12 protein-coding genes are annotated in these 15,307 nt (G+C 71.2%); 6 read left to right on the top strand and 6 right to left on the bottom strand.

Annotation, left to right across the window (positions count from 1 at the left end; genetic code table 11):
* Positions 1-77: 77 nt before the first annotated feature.
* Entirely contained in the window at positions 78-3,305 is a 3,228-nt protein-coding gene (locus DFQ15_RS05725; RefSeq protein WP_110465058.1) for an efflux RND transporter permease subunit, read from the bottom strand.
* 7 nt (positions 3,306-3,312) lie between these two features.
* Positions 3,313-4,548: an efflux RND transporter periplasmic adaptor subunit gene (locus tag DFQ15_RS05720; protein ID WP_110465057.1), complete on the bottom strand. Its 1,236-nt coding sequence runs from the start codon at positions 4,546-4,548 to the stop codon at positions 3,313-3,315.
* A 144-nt stretch (positions 4,549-4,692) separates the two neighbouring features.
* On the opposite strand from DFQ15_RS05720, the gene hpnC reads away from it, so the two are divergent.
* The 3 genes from hpnC to hpnE all read left to right on the top strand — a co-directional run bounded on the left by hpnC (position 4,693) and on the right by hpnE (position 7,879).
* Complete coding sequence (gene hpnC, locus DFQ15_RS05715; RefSeq protein ID WP_110465056.1) at positions 4,693-5,559, top strand: squalene synthase HpnC; 867 nt, start codon at positions 4,693-4,695, stop codon at positions 5,557-5,559.
* A 66-nt stretch (positions 5,560-5,625) separates the two neighbouring features.
* The gene (gene hpnD, locus DFQ15_RS05710) at positions 5,626-6,465 is read left to right on the top strand and encodes a presqualene diphosphate synthase HpnD (RefSeq protein WP_110465055.1); all 840 of its coding nucleotides are present in this window, start codon (positions 5,626-5,628) and stop codon (positions 6,463-6,465) included.
* 139 nt (positions 6,466-6,604) lie between these two features.
* Positions 6,605-7,879 carry a hydroxysqualene dehydroxylase HpnE gene (gene hpnE / locus DFQ15_RS05705; protein WP_110465054.1) on the top strand — a complete coding sequence of 425 codons (1,275 nt, stop codon included), beginning with the start codon at positions 6,605-6,607 and terminating at the stop codon, positions 7,877-7,879.
* A 41-nt stretch (positions 7,880-7,920) separates the two neighbouring features.
* Here hpnE and DFQ15_RS05700 read toward each other — a convergent pair whose 3' ends face one another.
* On the bottom strand, positions 7,921-8,643 hold the full coding sequence (locus DFQ15_RS05700) for an HAD family hydrolase (protein WP_110465053.1): 723 nt from the start codon (positions 8,641-8,643) through the stop codon (positions 7,921-7,923).
* A gap of 60 nt (positions 8,644-8,703) precedes the next feature.
* On the opposite strand from DFQ15_RS05700, the gene hemH reads away from it, so the two are divergent.
* Positions 8,704-9,798: a ferrochelatase gene (hemH, locus tag DFQ15_RS05695; RefSeq protein WP_110465052.1), complete on the top strand. Its 1,095-nt coding sequence runs from the start codon at positions 8,704-8,706 to the stop codon at positions 9,796-9,798.
* A 57-nt stretch (positions 9,799-9,855) separates the two neighbouring features.
* On the opposite strand, the gene DFQ15_RS05690 is transcribed toward hemH, so the two are convergent.
* The 3 genes from DFQ15_RS05690 to DFQ15_RS05680 all read right to left on the bottom strand — a co-directional run bounded on the left by DFQ15_RS05690 (position 9,856) and on the right by DFQ15_RS05680 (position 13,407).
* Entirely contained in the window at positions 9,856-10,236 is a 381-nt protein-coding gene (locus DFQ15_RS05690) for an HPF/RaiA family ribosome-associated protein (protein ID WP_110465152.1), read from the bottom strand.
* Between the two features lie 109 nt (positions 10,237-10,345).
* Entirely contained in the window at positions 10,346-10,894 is a 549-nt protein-coding gene (locus tag DFQ15_RS05685) for an MOSC domain-containing protein (RefSeq protein ID WP_110465051.1), read from the bottom strand.
* Positions 10,891-13,407, bottom strand: a complete 2,517-nt coding sequence (locus DFQ15_RS05680; RefSeq protein ID WP_110465050.1) for a DUF3772 domain-containing protein — start codon at positions 13,405-13,407, stop codon at positions 10,891-10,893. The genes DFQ15_RS05685 and DFQ15_RS05680 overlap by 4 nt, the downstream gene beginning before the upstream one ends.
* A 153-nt stretch (positions 13,408-13,560) precedes the next feature.
* Here DFQ15_RS05680 and DFQ15_RS05675 point away from each other — a divergent pair, with 153 nt between their 5' ends.
* Both DFQ15_RS05675 and DFQ15_RS05670 read left to right on the top strand, forming a co-directional pair.
* Positions 13,561-14,691 carry an AI-2E family transporter gene (locus DFQ15_RS05675; protein WP_110465049.1) on the top strand — a complete coding sequence of 377 codons (1,131 nt, stop codon included), beginning with the start codon at positions 13,561-13,563 and terminating at the stop codon, positions 14,689-14,691.
* Between the two features lie 10 nt (positions 14,692-14,701).
* Entirely contained in the window at positions 14,702-15,112 is a 411-nt protein-coding gene (locus DFQ15_RS05670; RefSeq protein WP_110465048.1) for a DUF2784 domain-containing protein, read from the top strand.
* The last annotated feature ends 195 nt before the right edge of the window (positions 15,113-15,307 follow it).

Raw genomic sequence — 15,307 nt, 5'->3', positions numbered from 1 at the left:
CAAGCGACACATGTGCGAATCGGTCAACCCGGGATTTTAGCGTGCCGGAAGACCGATTCCTCCGGCGCCGCGATTCTTCATGCGCGGGCGGGCGGTTCGCGCTTCACCCGGAACCATGCGGCGTACATCGCCGGCAGGGACAGCAGGGTCAGCACGGTGGCCACCACCAGGCCGCCCATGATGGCCACCGCCATCGGCCCCCAGAACACGCTGCGCGACAGCGGGATCATCGCCAGCACCGCGGCCGCGGCGGTCAGCACGATCGGCCGCAGCCGCCGAACCGCCGATTCGACGATCGCGTCCCAGGCCGGCACGCCGCGGGCCCGCTCCTGCTCGATCTGGTCGATCAGGATCACCGAGTTGCGCTGGATCATGCCCATCAGCGCGATCACGCCGAGCAGCGCCACGAAGCCGAACGGCCGCCCCAGAAGGATCAGCGCCGCCGCCACGCCCGCGATGCCCAGCGGCCCGGTGATGAACACCAGCAGCGCGCGGCTGAAGCTGTGCAACTGCAGCATCAGCAGGGTGAAGACGGCGAACAGCATGATCGGCACGCCCGCGGCGATCGAGGCCGAACCCTTGCTGCTCTCCTCCACCTCGCCCGCCACCTCGATCCGGTAGCCGGCGCGGCCGTTCTGCTGCCAGTCCGCCTCCAGCTTGCGCAGCGCGGGCAGCAGTTCCTGCGTCACCGTGGCGCCCTGCAGCCCCTCGGCGATGTCGGCCTGCACCGTGACCGCGTATTCGCGGTTCTGCCGCCACAGCACGCCGTACTCCCAGGCCAGCGTGGGCCGGGCGATCTGCAGCAGCGGGATCGACTGGCCGGTGGCGGTGGTGACATAGGCGTTGTCCATGTCGGAGACCGCGTCGCGCTCGGCCAGCGGCTGGCGCATCACGATCTCGATCAGCCGATCGCCTTCGCGGAACTGGCCGACGGTGTTGCCGCTGTAGAGCGTGCGGGTGGCCAGCGCGATCGACTGGCTTGTGACGCCCAGCACCCGCGCCTTGTCCTGATCGATCTCCAGCCGCACCGACTTGACCGACTCGTTCCAGTTGTCGTTGGTGCCGCGGGTGTTGGCGCTCTTGCGCATCTCGGCCTTGACCGCGTCGGCCAGTGTGCGCAGCACCGCCGGGTCGGTCCCCACCACCCGGAACTGCACCGGGTAGGCCACCGGCGGGCCGCTCGGCAGCAGCTTGACCCGGCCCCGCACCTCGGGGAACTCGCTCGCCAGGATCGCCGGCAACCGGCGGCGCAGCACCTCGCGCGTGGCCAGGTCGTCGGGCAGCACGATCAGCTGCGACACGTTGGCCTGCGGGAACACCTGGTCCAGCGGCAGGTAGAAGCGCGGCACGCCCGAGCCCACCCAGGTGCTGATGCTGCGGATGCCCGCCTCCTGCTGCAGCCGCGCCTCGACCCGCCGGGCGATGTCCTCGCTGGCGCTGAAGGGCGTGCCCTCGGGCGACCACAGGTCGACCATGATCTCGGGCCGGGTCGAATCCGGGAAAAACTGCTGCTGCACCTGCCCCATGCCGACCAGCCCCAGGGCGAAGATGCCCACGGTGGCGCCGATGGTGATCCAGCGGTGGGCCACGCACCAGCCCACCGTGCGGCGGAAGCGGTTGTAGAAGGCGCTGTCGAACATCTCGTGCGGCTGGCCCTGGGCGCCTTCGGCACCGCCGGTCTGACCCGCATGGTGCGGATGCGGCTTGAGCAGCAGCGTGCCGAGGTAGGGCACGAAGTACACCGACACCAGCCAGCTCAGCACCAGCGCCACCACCGTCACCGCGAAGATCGCGAAGGTGTATTCGCCGGTGACCGATTTGGCGATGCCGATCGGCAGGAAACCCGCCGCGGTGATCAGCGTGCCGGTGAGCATCGGCATCGCGGTGATCTCGTAGGCGAAGGTGGCGGCACGGGCCTTGTCGTAGCCCTCCTCCATCTTGCGGACCATCATCTCGACCGCGATGATCGCGTCGTCCACCAGCAGGCCCAGCGCGATGATCAGCGAGCCGAGCGAGATCTTGTGCAGCCCGATGCCCCAGTAGTGCATCGCCAGGAACGTGACCGACAGCACCAGCGGGATGGTGATGCCCACCACCAGCCCCGGCCGCACGTCGAGCGTGTAGCCCTGCCACCAGCGCCGCGCGCCGGCCTTGCGGTGCAGGCCCAGGCTGATGAAGCTCACCGCCAGCACGATCACCACCGCCTCGATCAGCACGTGCACGAACTCGCTCACCGACGCGGTCACCGCCGCCGGCTGGTCCTGCACCTGCACCAGCCGGGCACCGGCGGGCAGCGTCTTCTCCAGGTCGGCGACGGTGGCGCGCAGCGCCTTGCCGAGGGCGACGATGTCGCCGCCCTTGGCCATCGACACGCCGAGCGCGATCACCTCGCGGCCCTGGTGGCGCACCTTCACCGAGGGCGGATCGACCGTGCCGCGGCGGATCTCGGCGATGTCGCCCAGCCGCAGCTGGTGGCCCGAGCTGCCGCGGACCGGCATCGCCCGCAGCTGCGCCACCGCCTCGAAGGCGCCCTCGACCCGCAACTGCACGATGTCGCCCGGCGTCTGCACCAGGCCGGCGCTCTCCACCGCGTTCTGCTGGCCCAGCTGGTCGATCACCGCGTTCAGGTTCAGGCCCAGCTGGGCCAGGCGCTGGCGCGGGATCTCGATGAAGATCTTCTCGTCCTGCACGCCGAAGAGTTCGACCTTGGCGGTGTCCTGGACCCGCAGCAGCCGCTGGCGCACGTCCTCGGCCAGCTGGCGGCGCTCGGCCTCCGAGAAGCCGTCGGTCTCCAGCGCGTAGATCACGCCGTAGACATCGCCGAACTCGTCGTTGAAGAACGGGCCCTGGATGTTGCCGGGCAGCATGTAGCGCATATCGCCGATCTTCTTGCGCACGGTGTACCAGGCGTTGGGCACGTCGGACGGGCGTGAGCTGTCCTTCAGCTCGAAGATGATCTGCGACTCGCCGGGCTTGGAGTAGCTGCGGATACGGTCGGCGTTGGGCACCTCCTGCAGGGTGCGCTCCAGCCGGCTGGTGATCTGTTCGGCCACCTGCTCGGCGGTGGCGCCGGGCCAGTAGGTGCGGACCACCATCGCGCGGAAGGTGAAGGGCGGGTCTTCGTCCTGACCCAGCTGGAAGTACGAGGCGAAGCCCAGCACCATGAAGGCGACCAGCAGGTAGCGGGTGAGCGCCGCATGCTCCAGCGCCCAGCGGGAGAGGTTGAAGCCTTCCCGGGGCGGCGCCAGGCCGGGGGCCGGTGCGGACGCGTCCTGGACGGCGGGAGGCGCGTCGGGCGGTGTCATCGCGGCCTCACTTCGCCGGCGCTGCGGGCGCTGCAGCCGGCGCGGATGCGGGCGCCATTGCCGGCACTGCAGGTACTGCCGTGCCGCTTGCTACGTTATCCATAGCAGGCTGCCGGCGTCCGGTGCCGGCCTCGGAGCTTTTTCCTTCATAAATGGTGACTTTCTGCCCCGGCGCCAGCACATGCACCCCGGCGGCCACGACCCGCATGCCGGGCTCCAGACCATGGGTCACCACCGCGTCGTTGCCGTCCACGCTGCCGACGGCGATCGGCTGGGAGCGCACCGTCATCGAGGATGCGTCCAGCACCCACACCGCGGTCTTGCCGCCGTCCTGCCGCAGCGCGGAGCTGGGGATGCGGATCACCGGCGGCGCGTCGCCCGCCGCATGCTGCGGCAGCACCGACACGGTGGTGCCCAGCGGCGGCACATCGCCGGGCGCGCCCTGCAGCGCCACCTTGACGGTGAAGGTGCGGGTCACCGGATCGGCGCTGGCGCCCACCTCGCGCACCTTGCCGGCCAGGGGGGCGGCACCCGCCCAGGTGCGCACCTGCATCTGCTGGCCGACGGCGAAGCGGCCGACCTGGTTCTCGGGCACCGCGAAGACCGCGTCGCGCACGCCGTCCACCGCCACCCGCACCACCGGCGTGCCGGCGCTCACCACCTGGCCGGCCTCGGCCTCGATAGCGGTGACCACGCCCGGCGCGTCGGCCTTCAGGTCGGCATAGCCGGCCTGGTTGCCCTGGGACGATAGCTGCGCCTGCGACTGGTCGAGCGCCGCCTTGGCCGCCCGCAGGGTCGATTCGCGCCGCTCCAGCTCGGCGCCGCTGATGAAGTTCTGGCTCTCGAGCTGCGAGTAGCGCTTGACATCGGCCGCCGCCAGCTCGTAGCTGGTGCGGGCCGACGCCACCTGGGCCCGGCCCGCGTCGGCCGCCAGCCGCAGGTCCTGCGGATCGAGCTGCGCCAGCACCTGGCCCGGCCGCACCCGCTGGCCCACCTCGGCCTGGCGCCTGAGGATCTTGCCGCCGACCCGAAAGCCGATACGCGACTCGACCCGGGCGCGCACCTCGCCGGCGAAGACCTGGCCGGCCTGCGCGTCGGTGCGCTCCACCGTCACCAGCTTCACCGATCGGATCGGCTCCTCGGGCGGCGCGGGCCGGGAGCAGGCGGCGAGCGCGGCAGCCAACGCCACGGCAAGAGGCCTTGCGAAGAAGCGAAGGCGGACCTGCGAAACGCGAGGAGGCATGGCGCATGCGGACCGGGGTCCGTACAATTTAATGACTTACGGGTTAGTAATCTATTTCATCGGCTTACACACGTCAACCACCCTTCGCCACCCGGTCCATGCGGCCCTGCCGGGCCGGGCAAGGCGATTGCGCACAATCGCGGCGTGCCCACACCTCTGCCCTCTCCGCCCACCACCGCCGAGCCGCCGGCGCACTACGAGAACTTCCCCGTCGCCTCGTGGCTGTGCCCGCCCGCCCTGCGCCCGCCGATCGCGGCGCTCTACGGCTTCGCCCGCACCGCCGACGACATCGCCGACGAGGGCGAGGCCGCGCCCGATGCGCGCATCGCCGACCTGCAGGCCTACCGGCAGGACCTGTACGCCGCCGCCGCTGGCCGGCCTGTGTCGGGCCGATGGCCCGCCGTCTTCGGCCCGCTGGCCGGCGCCATCGCACGGTGGCGGCTGCCGGTGCCGTTGCTGGGCGACCTGCTCGACGCCTTCCTGCAGGACGTCCGCAAGACCCGCGACCGCGAGGGCTATGCCGACCGGGCCGAACTGCTCGACTACTGCCGCCGCTCGGCCAACCCGGTCGGCCGGCTGCTGCTGCACCTCTACGGCGTGCGGGGCGAGGCCGCGCTGGCCGAGAGCGATGCGATCTGCAGCGCGCTGCAGCTGGTCAACTTCTGGCAGGACCTGTCGGTCGACATTCCCCGCGGCCGCTACTACCTCTGCGCTGCCGACCGCCGCGCCCACGGCGTGCCCGCGGCCGACCTGCGCGCCCTGCGCCAGACGCCCGCCGCCACCGCGCTGATCGCCGACTGCTGCGCCTGGGCCCGGGCCGAGATGCTGCGCGGCGCGCCGCTGGTGCACCGCATCCCCGGCCGGGCCGGCTGGGAGCTGCGGCTGGTGGTGCAGGGCGGGCTGCGCATCCTCGACCGCATCGCGGCGCTGGACCATGCGACGCTGAACACCCGGCCGACGGTGGGCGCCCGCGACGCCCCGGCGATGCTCTGGCGCGCCCTGAGGATGTAGGGCGCGCGGCGCCACGCCGGCCGGGTGCGGCCCGGGTGGGACAATCGGGCACCACGACACCGCCCCATGAACCCCGAAGACTACGTTCAGCAAAAAGCCGCCGCCTCGGGCAGCAGCTTCTATTACGCGTTCCTGTTCCTGCCGCGGCCCCGCCGCGCCGCGATCACCGCCTTCTATGCCTTCTGCCGCGAGGTGGACGACGTGGTCGACGACATGCAGGACCCGGGCGTCGCCGCCACCAAGCTCGCCTGGTGGCACACCGAGATCGGCCGCGCGTTCGCCGGCCAGCCCAGCCATCCGGTGATGAAGGCCCTGATGCCGCACGTGCCCGACTACGGCATCGAAGAGCGCCACCTGCAGGCCGTCGTGCAGGGCTGCCAGATGGACCTGGAGCAGACCCGCTACCTCGACTTCGCGGGCCTGGAGCGCTACTGCCACCTGGTGGCCGGCGTGGTGGGCGAGGTGGCGGCGCGCATCTTCGGCCAGACCGACCCGGCCACCACGGCCTACGCCCACCGGCTGGGCCTGGCTTTCCAGCTGACCAACATCATCCGCGACGTGGGCGAGGACGCGCTGCGCGGCCGCATCTACCTGCCGGTCAACGAGCTGCAGCAGTTCGACGTGAAGGCCCACGAGATCCTCAAGCGCGTCCACTCCGACCGCTTCGTGGCGCTGATGCGCTTCCAGACCGAGCGGGCGCAGCGCCTCTACGCCGAAGCGCTGGCGCTGCTGCCGCCGGCCGACCGCCGCACCCAGAAGCCGGGCCTGATGATGGCCAGCATCTACCGCACCCTGCTGGGCGAGATCGCCCGCGACGACTTCCAGGTGCTGCACCAGCGGTTCGGCCTCACCCCGCTGCGCAAGTTCTGGCTCGCGTGGAAAGTCCAGGCGCTCGGACGGGTATGAAGCACATCCCCAGGCTGTGCACCGCGTGTCTGCGCCATCCTCCTTGCAGGGGGCGTTACCGGCGGTCCGGCGGAGCCGGTTCCACGGCAACCCTGGCGGGAGCGGAGTGCCCGCGTGCCCTGCCGTTACGGTGCCCGCCATGAGGCTCGCGATCGTCGGAGCCGGCTGGGCGGGGCTGGCGGCGGCGGTGGAGGCGGTGCGCGCGGGGCACACGGTCACGGTGTTCGAGGCAGCGGGCATGGCCGGCGGCCGGGCACGCACGGTGGCGGGCCACGGCCACGGACATGGCGAGGTGGTGCCGCTGCTCGACAACGGCCAGCACATCCTGATCGGCGCCTATACCGAGACGCTGCGGCTGATGGCCCTGGTGGACGTGGCGGAGCACGAGGTGCTGCTGCGGATGCCGCTGTCGCTGCGCTATCCCGATGGCCGCGGCCTGGCGCTGCCGAAAGCGCCCGCGCCGCTCGACCTGCTGCTGGGCGTGGTGACCGCCCGCGGCTGGAGCGTGGCCGACAAATGGTCCTTGCTGCGCACCGCGGGCCGCTGGCAGCAGCGCGGTTTCCACTGCGCGCCGCAGCAGACGGTGGCCGGCCTCTGCGCCAGCCTGGCGCCGCGGGTGATGGAAGAACTGATCGAGCCGCTCTGCGTCTCGGCCCTCAACACGCCGGCCCGCGCGGCCAGCGGCCAGGTGTTCCTGCGGGTGCTGCAGGACGCGCTCTTCGGCGTGCCCGGCGGCTCGCACCTGCTGCTGCCGCGGACCGACCTGGGCGCGCTGTTCCCGGTGCCGGCCCAGCGCTGGCTGGCCGCGCACGGCATGCCGGTGCAATTGCACTGGCGGGTGCAGTCGATCGCCCGTGGCGGCGACGGCTGGACGGTGGACGGCGAGCCGTTCGACCGGGTGCTGCTCGCCTGCCCGCCGGGCGAGGCGGCCCGCCTCGCCGAAGCCGCCGAGCCGGCGGCATCGGCCGTGTGGTGCGCCCAGGCACGGGCCCTGCGCTTCGAGGCGATCACCACCGTCTACGCCCGCGCCGCCACCGGCCTGGCAGAGCCGCTACTGACCCTGCGCAGCAGCGACGCCGCGCCGGCGCAGTTCGTCTTCGACCGCGGCCAGCTGGGCGGACCGGCCGGGCTGCTGGCCTTCGTGGTCAGCGCCAGCCACGGCGAGCGCGCGGCGCTGGAGCAGGCGGTGGTGCGGCAGGCCCGGGACCAGCTGGGCCTGGCGGTGGAGCCGGTGCAGACCATCGTCGAGAAGCGCGCCACCTTCGCCTGCACGCCCGGCCTGACGCGCCCGCCGCAGCAGGTCGCGCCGGGGCTGCCGGCCTGCGGCGACTATCTGAACGGGCCCTATCCGGCGACGCTGGAAGGCGCGGTGCGCAGCGGCATCGCGGCGGCGCAGATGCTATCGAATTCGTAGCTGGAGGCCGGCGAACGGCGCCGACCAGCGGCACTTTTGACCTATGAAACGGCCGGGCAGCCCAGCCGGTCGCACAGCGCGCCCAGCTCGGTCACTTCCAGCTGCGGGCGGCGCGGATGTTCCCAGGCCAGCCCGGCGCGGTTGACCCACACCGCCTGCATGCCCGCATCGAGCGCGCCCACTACGTCCATCGCCACGTCGTCGCCCACGTGCAGCACCGCATTTACCGGCACACCGACCGATCCGGCCGCCGCCGCGAAGATGCGCGCATCGGGCTTGGCGATGCCCAGGCCCTGCGCCGAGATCGACGCGGAGAAGTGCGCGCCGATGCCGACCGTGTGCACGTTGGCGTTGCCGTTGCTCAGCGCCACCAGCGGCCAGCGCGCGGCCAGGCGGGCCAGCGCATCCAGCGCGTCGGCGTAGAAGTCGACCTGCTGGCGCGCGGCGAAGAAGGCGTCGAACGCAGGCTCGGCCAGCGCCGCGTCGTCGCCCGCCTGCTGCAGCGCGCGGCGGATCGACTCGCGCCGCAGGCCGCTCAGGTCGTGGCGCATGTGGGGCAGTTCGTCTGCCATCGCGACCCGTATCCTGCGCAGCGCGGCGGTGTCCGCGAACAGTGCGGCGGTGGCCGGCGCGTGCTGCGCCAGCCAGGCGTGCAGCACGCCCTCGGCGCGCTCGATGGCGGGCCAGACGGGCCAGAGCGTGTCGTCCAGGTCCAGGCTGATCGCGCGGATTCTGGATACATCTAAATCGGGTGTGGGGGGCATGGGTCGCCGAGAATATCGCATCGCCCCCGTGCCCCTTTTTCCAGGTTTTCCAGGATTTCCTTGCCTACTTTCGCCCCCGAGCCCACCTTCCGCCACGGCCAAGCGCCCAAGATAGCCGTCCTGTATTGCAACCTCGGCACCCCCGACGCGGCCACGCCCGGCGCGGTGCGCCGCTACCTGGCCGAGTTCCTGGCCGACCCCCGCGTGGTCGAGATCCCGCGGCTGCTCTGGCTGCCGATCCTGCACGGCATCATCCTGCGCACCCGGCCCTCCAAGTCGGCCGCCAAGTACCGCAGCATCTGGACCGACGAGGGCTCGCCGCTCAAGACCTGGACGGCCAAGCAGGCGACGATGCTGCGCGGCTGGCTGGGCGAGGCCGGCCACCAGGTCGAGGTGCGCTACGCGATGCGCTACGGCAACCCCTCGATCGCGTCGCAGCTCGACGCGTTGAAGGCCGACGGCGCCACCCGCATCCTGGTGCTGCCGGCCTATCCGCAGTACTCGGGCACCACCACCGCCAGCGTGGTCGACGCGGTCAACGCCTGGAGCGCACGGCAGCGCAACCTGCCCGAGCTGCGCTTCGTCAACCGCTACCACGACGACCCCGGCTACATCGCCGCGCTGGCCGCCCAGGTGGAGCGCTACTGGCGCACCGAGGGCCGTGGCGAGATGCTGGTGATGAGCTTCCACGGCGTGCCGGCGCGCACCCTGCAGCTGGGCGACCCGTACCACTGCGAGGCCTACAAAACGGCCCGCCTGCTGGCCGCCGAACTGGGTCTGCATGCGCACGAGGTCAAGGTCACCTTCCAGTCGCGCTTCGGCCGCGCCAAGTGGCTCGAGCCCTACACCGAGCCGACGCTGGTGGCGCTGGCCAAGGCCGGCACCAAGCGGGTCGACGTGCTCTGTCCCGGCTTCACCGGCGACTGCCTGGAGACGCTGGAAGAAATCAACATGGAAGTGCGCCACGCCTTCCTGCAGGCCGGCGGCGAGTCTTTCCACTACATCCCCTGCCTGAACGACAGCCACCCCTGGATCGCGGCGCTCTCGGGCATCGCGCAGCACCACCTGGCCGGCTGGCCGACGCGGGCGGTTCCCGACGGCCGGGCGCTCGAGGCCTCGGCCCGGCGGGCGCGCGATCTGGGCGCGCCGCGCTGACGAGACGCCGCGAGGACAGTGCCGCCTCTGTCGGCCCCGCCCGTGCAGTGGGACGGGTCAGGTGACGGAGGTCTGGTCAATCACCGGCGCGGCGTCGCTGTCGCGGCGGACCGAATCGCGGTCGCGGTGGTCGTTGCGGCGGTCGAGCGTGCTTTCCAGCAGATGCTTCAACTTGCGCAATGCGCCGCGGAAGGCCTCGTCGACGGTCGGCGCATGGTGGGTCACGGCGGCGGGAGGCTGATGCGCCACGCGGGCCTCCATCGTGCAGCGCTTGTCGTCCGCGCCGGCCTTGCCGCTGTTCTCGTCGCTGATGTGCACTTCCACGCGGGTGACATGGTCCTTGAACCGGGCCAGGCCCGCGTTCACCTCTTCGTTCGTCCACAGCTCCATCGCTTCGCGGCCTTGGACACCATTGTGGGTATTGACTTGTACTTGCATGAAGTTGCGCTCCTTTTCGCTACCAGTCGGCCACACCCGAGACGGTGTGCCTGTCCGCAGTGTGGCGGCATCGCACGGCCCGAGGTGTAGGACCGGGCCGTCTGCGGCTTCAGCGCGGAGGCGAGGTCGCAGGCGCGCAGCGCACCGCATCGCCGACATGCACCCGCCCGCCGACCAGCACCCGCGCCGTCACCCCGCCGTGCCCGCGCATCGCGTTGTACGCGCCGGGGCCCAGCAGGTCTTCCATGCGGGAGCAAGGGTCGCACGGGCCGGAGACTTCGAGCTGCACTTCGTCGCCGATACGCAGCACCATCGGCGCGTCGCGGAACAGGCCGCGGGCGGCCAGCAGGTTCAGGCCGCTCACCACCAGGTTGCGGCGCAGCAGGGCCGCATCGAGCCCGTCGCGGGCCAGATACGACGCGATGACCGGCAGGTGCTCGGCTTGGATCAGCGTCACCTGCCGCTTGCCGCCGGTGGAGGCCGAGAGCACGCTGCGATCACCCTGCAGGCCCTTGCCCGCGGTGGCGGTGGCCCGGTCGGGCGCCAGCACCGCCGCGCGGCGGGCCGGCCGCAGGTACACGGCTTCGAGCCGGCCGGCATGCGGATACTGCGCGGTGAGCGAGCGCAGGTCGTATGCGGAAGGGGCCGCCACCGTCACGCGGTGCCCGCGGGTGGCGCACCGACCGGCGGCACCTGCACCGGCGCGTCGGGCGCCAGCGGATCGTCGGCCGACGACGCGGCGCGCGCAGGGAACTGGCCGATCGCGCGCAGCCGCGCCAGCACGTCGAACAGCAACGCGCTCTTGACGGCATACGCCTGACGCGGCGAAGACACCGCTCCATTGGCGGCGAAGATCAGCCGCTCGGTCTCGACGCTCTCCAGGAACACCTTGGGCTCGGGCGTGTCCAGCACTCCCTCGTCGGCGGCGAAAGCGGCCAGGATGATGTCGCGCACCTGCACCACGTCGGCGTCGAGCGCCATCGGCAGCTTGAAAGACACCTGCCCCAGCGGGTTGGCCAGCGTCACGTTGCGCACGATCTTGGTGATGAACTCCGAGTTGGGCACGATGACGGTCGAGCGGTCGCTCATCTGGATCTCGGTGGCGCGCACGTTGATCCGGCGGATGTCGCCCTCCACCCCGCTGAGCGACACCCAGTCGCCCACCTTCACCGGCCGCTCGGCCAGCAGGATCAGGCCCGAGACGAAGTTGGACACCACCGCCTGCAGGCCGAAACCGATACCCACCGACAGCGCGCTCGCGACCCACGCGATCCGCTCCAGCCCCAGGCCGATCGCCGACAGCGCGAAGGCCAGTGCGGCGATGGTGCCCATGGTGCCGAGCAGGGTGACGGCCGAGTCGCGCATCGCCGCGTCGAGCCCGGTAGTGGGCAGCAGCCGGTCGCGCAGCCAGCGCTGCGCCAGTCGTACCGCGACGGTGCCGAAGACGAAAACCGCGATCGCCTGCAGCACCGTGCTGGGCTGCAACCGCACCGCGCCGATGGCCACGCCGTCGCGCAGGGAGCCGGCCCGCTCCGCCAGTTCCACCGGGCCCTGGCCGAAGGGCGCGGCGATCAGCACCACCGCGAACAGCAGCACCGCGAGCCGGCCCACCGCCGACAGCAGCACCGCCGACTGGGCGCGCATCCGCATGCCGGGCGTCTGAGCGGTCGGGTCGGCATCGCCGCGCGGGCTGCCGAGCCAGGCGACGAAGGCGTCGTCGATCAGCGCGTTGAGCAGGTACACCGTGGCCGACACGATCGCGATCCACACCAGCTGCTTGACGATGAAGCTGCCGACCGCTACATAGCCCACCAGCAGGCAGAGGAAGCTGGCCGCCATCCCCACCCATACCAGCTTGGCGAGCACCGTGGTCCACGGGGTGGCGGCGGGCGCGGCGGAGGGGCCCTCCTGCCGGGCCGCCGCGGCGCGTGCGGCGGCCAGCTCGCGGCGGTGCTGCTTCTCGAAGCGGTGCAGGCCGTAGGCCAGCACCAGGCCCATCACCAGCGCCGATATGCATTCCTGCGCCACCGCCGTCGCCAGGCCGGTATTGAGCAGCACCGTCAGCCGGTCGAGCCCCCAGCTGCCGACCAGCACGATGGCCAGCAGTATCGGGTAGCGGTGCATCACCGCCGCCTCGCTGTCGGCGATCGGCGGCAGCCGCCACGACGGCCGGCGCAGCGACAGGAGCGCGTCGCCCAGCCCCGCCACGAAGGCGCCGAAGCAGACCATGCCGGCACCCGCCAGCAGGAAATTCTCCAGCGGATCGGGCAGCGCGGCGTAGCTGGTGAAGCCGAGGCGTACCAGGTGCACCACCACCGCCGGTGCGGCCACGTTGAGCACGGTGAGCGCCAGCGCCAACAGCGAGCGGCGCAGCCGCCCCGCCGGCACGTGCTGGGAGGTGCAACGCAGCAGCAGCAGCACCGCCCAATAACGCAGCGCGATCGCGCCGGCCGCGCCCAGCAGCAGCGCCAGCCACACGCCGGGCGGGGTGGCGCCGGCGGCGGTCATCAATTCGGATACCGTCTGCCGCAGACGGGCCATGTCGCGCGGCAGGCTGGCCCGCAGCTCGCGCCAGAAGGGCGCGCCCAGGATCGAGGCGGTGCGCTCGCCGATCTGTGCGGTGAACTGCGCCCGCCGCCGCTCGGCGATCTGGTCGGCCGTCTGCGTGCCTTCCACCGACAGCAGCCGGGCGAGCTTGACCTGCGCGTCGATCTGCTTGCGGTCCTTCTCGAGCGAGGCGCGCTGCTCGGCCACGTCGGGCGCCTCGGCGGCCTTGGCATCGGGCGCGGCGCCCAGTTCGGCCAGGCGGGCCTGCACCTTGGCAAGCGCCGGCTCCAGGTCGGCGGCCGTCTGCTCGGTCTGGGCCTGGGCATCCAGCACCGCGCCGCGCATGGTGAGCAGGGTGGTGTCGGGCACCTCGCCCTCGAGCTGCTTCTGCACGCCCTGCAGTGTCTGGCGCGCGGCGTCCAACACCTCGTCGGTGGTGGGGGGCGGTGCATCGGGCACAGCGGCATGGACGCATGCACTGCTCAGCACCAGCAGCACGGTGCAGGCCAGGGCCGGCAGCCACGCCGGCCAGCAGCGCGGCAGGCGGCCGCCCATCGTCGATACGGCATGCGATGGCAAGGCGGCGCACTGGCCCGGCAGGGCGCCGCGAGAGGGTTCGATCATCCAGAGTCGGCGCAGCGAGCGCGAAGAAGGCGGGGCCGCGATTGTCACGTGCAGGCCGGGCCGCACGTCACAGTTCGTTACGGACAGAGTTCTCGCGAAAGCCACCGGGTAGCATCCGGGCTTTTCCGACCGGTCACCCCGACCCTGCACGCCATGAAGTCCTCCTCACTCGAACAAAAAACCTTCCTGTGGCTGCTGGCGGCCGTTACGGTCGCTTTCTTCTGCATCCTTTTTCCGTTCTACGGCGCGGTCTTCTGGGCGGCGATCCTGGCGCTGCTGTTCGCTCCGATGCGCCGCTGGCTGCTGCGGCGCATGCCCCGACGCCGCAACCTGGCCACCTTCGCCACGCTCGGCATCTGCCTGTTGATCGTGATCCTGCCGGTGACGCTGATCATGGTGTCGCTGGTGCAGGAGGTGACCCTGGTGGTGCAGCGGGTGCAGTCGGGCGAACTGAACTTCGGCACCTACTTCCGCGACATCATGGGCTCGATGCCGCACTGGATGACCGACCTGCTCGACCGCTTCGGCATCGGCGACATGGACGCGGTGCAGGCCAAGATCACCACCGCGCTGACGCAGGGCGCGCAGGTCATTACCTCGCGGGCCTTCAACATCGGGCAGAACACCTTCGAGTTCCTGGTGAGCTTCTTCATCATGCTCTACCTGCTGTACTTCCTGCTGCGCGACGGTGCCCAGCTCTCTGCGCGCATCAAGGATGCGATTCCGCTCAACATGGATCACAAGCAGCAGCTGCTCGGCAAGTTCACCACCGTGATCAAGGCCACGGTGAAGGGCAACATCATCGTGGCGATGACGCAGGGCCTGCTGGGCGGCATCGCGCTGTGGTTCCTGGGCATCCACGGCGCGGTGCTGTGGGGCGTGCTGATGGCCTTCCTGTCGCTGTTGCCGGCCATCGGCGCCGGGCTGGTCTGGGGCCCGATCGCCCTCTACTTCCTGGCCATCGGCGCGATGGCCAAGGGCGTGGGCCTGATCGTGTGGGGCGTGGTGGTGATCGGCCTGGTCGACAACATCCTGCGGCCGCTGCTGGTCGGCAAGGACACCAAGATGCCCGATTACGTGGTGCTGATCTCGACCCTGGGCGGCATGGCCCTGTTCGGCCTGAACGGCTTCGTGATCGGCCCGGTGATCGCGGCGATGTTCATGGCGGTCTGGGGCCTGTTCGCCTGGTCCCGCAAGACGGCCCCGGACGAGCCGGCGCGCCCGGTGCCGCCGCCCGCACCCGTCGTGGCCGACGTCCGCCAGGGCCCGCCACCGGCGCTCTGACCGAGGCGAGATGAACGCCCGCCTGGCCGCCGACGCGGTACTGGTGCTGCACGGCGTCTTCATCGCCTTCGGGGTGCTGGGCGGCCTGCTGGCGCTGTGGAAGCGCGGCTGGATGCTGCTGCACCTGCCGGCCCTGGCCTGGGCCGCCTTCGTGATGATGAGCGGCCGCATCTGCCCGCTCACCCCGCTGGAGGTGCGCCTGCGGCGACAGGCCGGCGACGCGGGCTACGGCGGCGGTTTCGTCGATCACTACCTGGCGGCCGCCATCTACCCCGAGGGCCTGACGCGCAAGGTGCAGATCGGCCTGGGCGTGGCGGTGATAGTGCTCAACCTGGGCATCTATTTGCTGGTGTTCAAGCGCCGTAGCCGGCGCACGGTCCGACTCGCCGGCACCGCGCACGTTCCGCGGTCGAACGGCTGATTCCGCGGTGCCAGGGACGTCGGCACGGCCGCACCGCCGACAGCCGCTGCGGTCCTACAGCGGCACTTACAACTGGTTCGGATCGGCGGGGGCACCGGACCTAGTGTGGTGTCTCAAAAATAAGCCGAACTAAGTTGACGAATGGTTATCCATGAGTTTCCAAGTCCAGGAAACTACAAAGATGACCAGATCAGG

It is taken from the genome of Xylophilus ampelinus (assembly GCF_003217575.1).
GTDB lineage: Bacteria > Pseudomonadota > Gammaproteobacteria > Burkholderiales > Burkholderiaceae_C > Xylophilus > Xylophilus ampelinus.
Note: the sequence above shows the minus strand (reverse complement) of the source record. Positions and strands in the feature narration are given on the sequence as shown.

Excerpts from the sequence above, each read along its gene's own strand:
- DFQ15_RS05725 (WP_110465058.1), bottom strand. The coding sequence starts at position 3,305 with ATGACACCGCCCGACGCGCCTCCCGCCGTCCAGGACGCGTCCGCACCG.
- DFQ15_RS05720 (WP_110465057.1), bottom strand. The coding sequence starts at position 4,548 with ATGCCTCCTCGCGTTTCGCAGGTCCGCCTTCGCTTCTTCGCAAGGCCT.
- hpnD (WP_110465055.1), top strand. The coding sequence starts at position 5,626 with ATGAACCCCGAAGACTACGTTCAGCAAAAAGCCGCCGCCTCGGGCAGC.
- hpnE (WP_110465054.1), top strand. The coding sequence starts at position 6,605 with ATGAGGCTCGCGATCGTCGGAGCCGGCTGGGCGGGGCTGGCGGCGGCG.
- DFQ15_RS05700 (WP_110465053.1), bottom strand. The coding sequence starts at position 8,643 with ATGCCCCCCACACCCGATTTAGATGTATCCAGAATCCGCGCGATCAGC.
- DFQ15_RS05690 (WP_110465152.1), bottom strand. The coding sequence starts at position 10,236 with ATGCAAGTACAAGTCAATACCCACAATGGTGTCCAAGGCCGCGAAGCG.
- DFQ15_RS05680 (WP_110465050.1), bottom strand. The coding sequence starts at position 13,407 with ATGATCGAACCCTCTCGCGGCGCCCTGCCGGGCCAGTGCGCCGCCTTG.
- DFQ15_RS05675 (WP_110465049.1), top strand. The coding sequence starts at position 13,561 with ATGAAGTCCTCCTCACTCGAACAAAAAACCTTCCTGTGGCTGCTGGCG.
- DFQ15_RS05670 (WP_110465048.1), top strand. The coding sequence starts at position 14,702 with ATGAACGCCCGCCTGGCCGCCGACGCGGTACTGGTGCTGCACGGCGTC.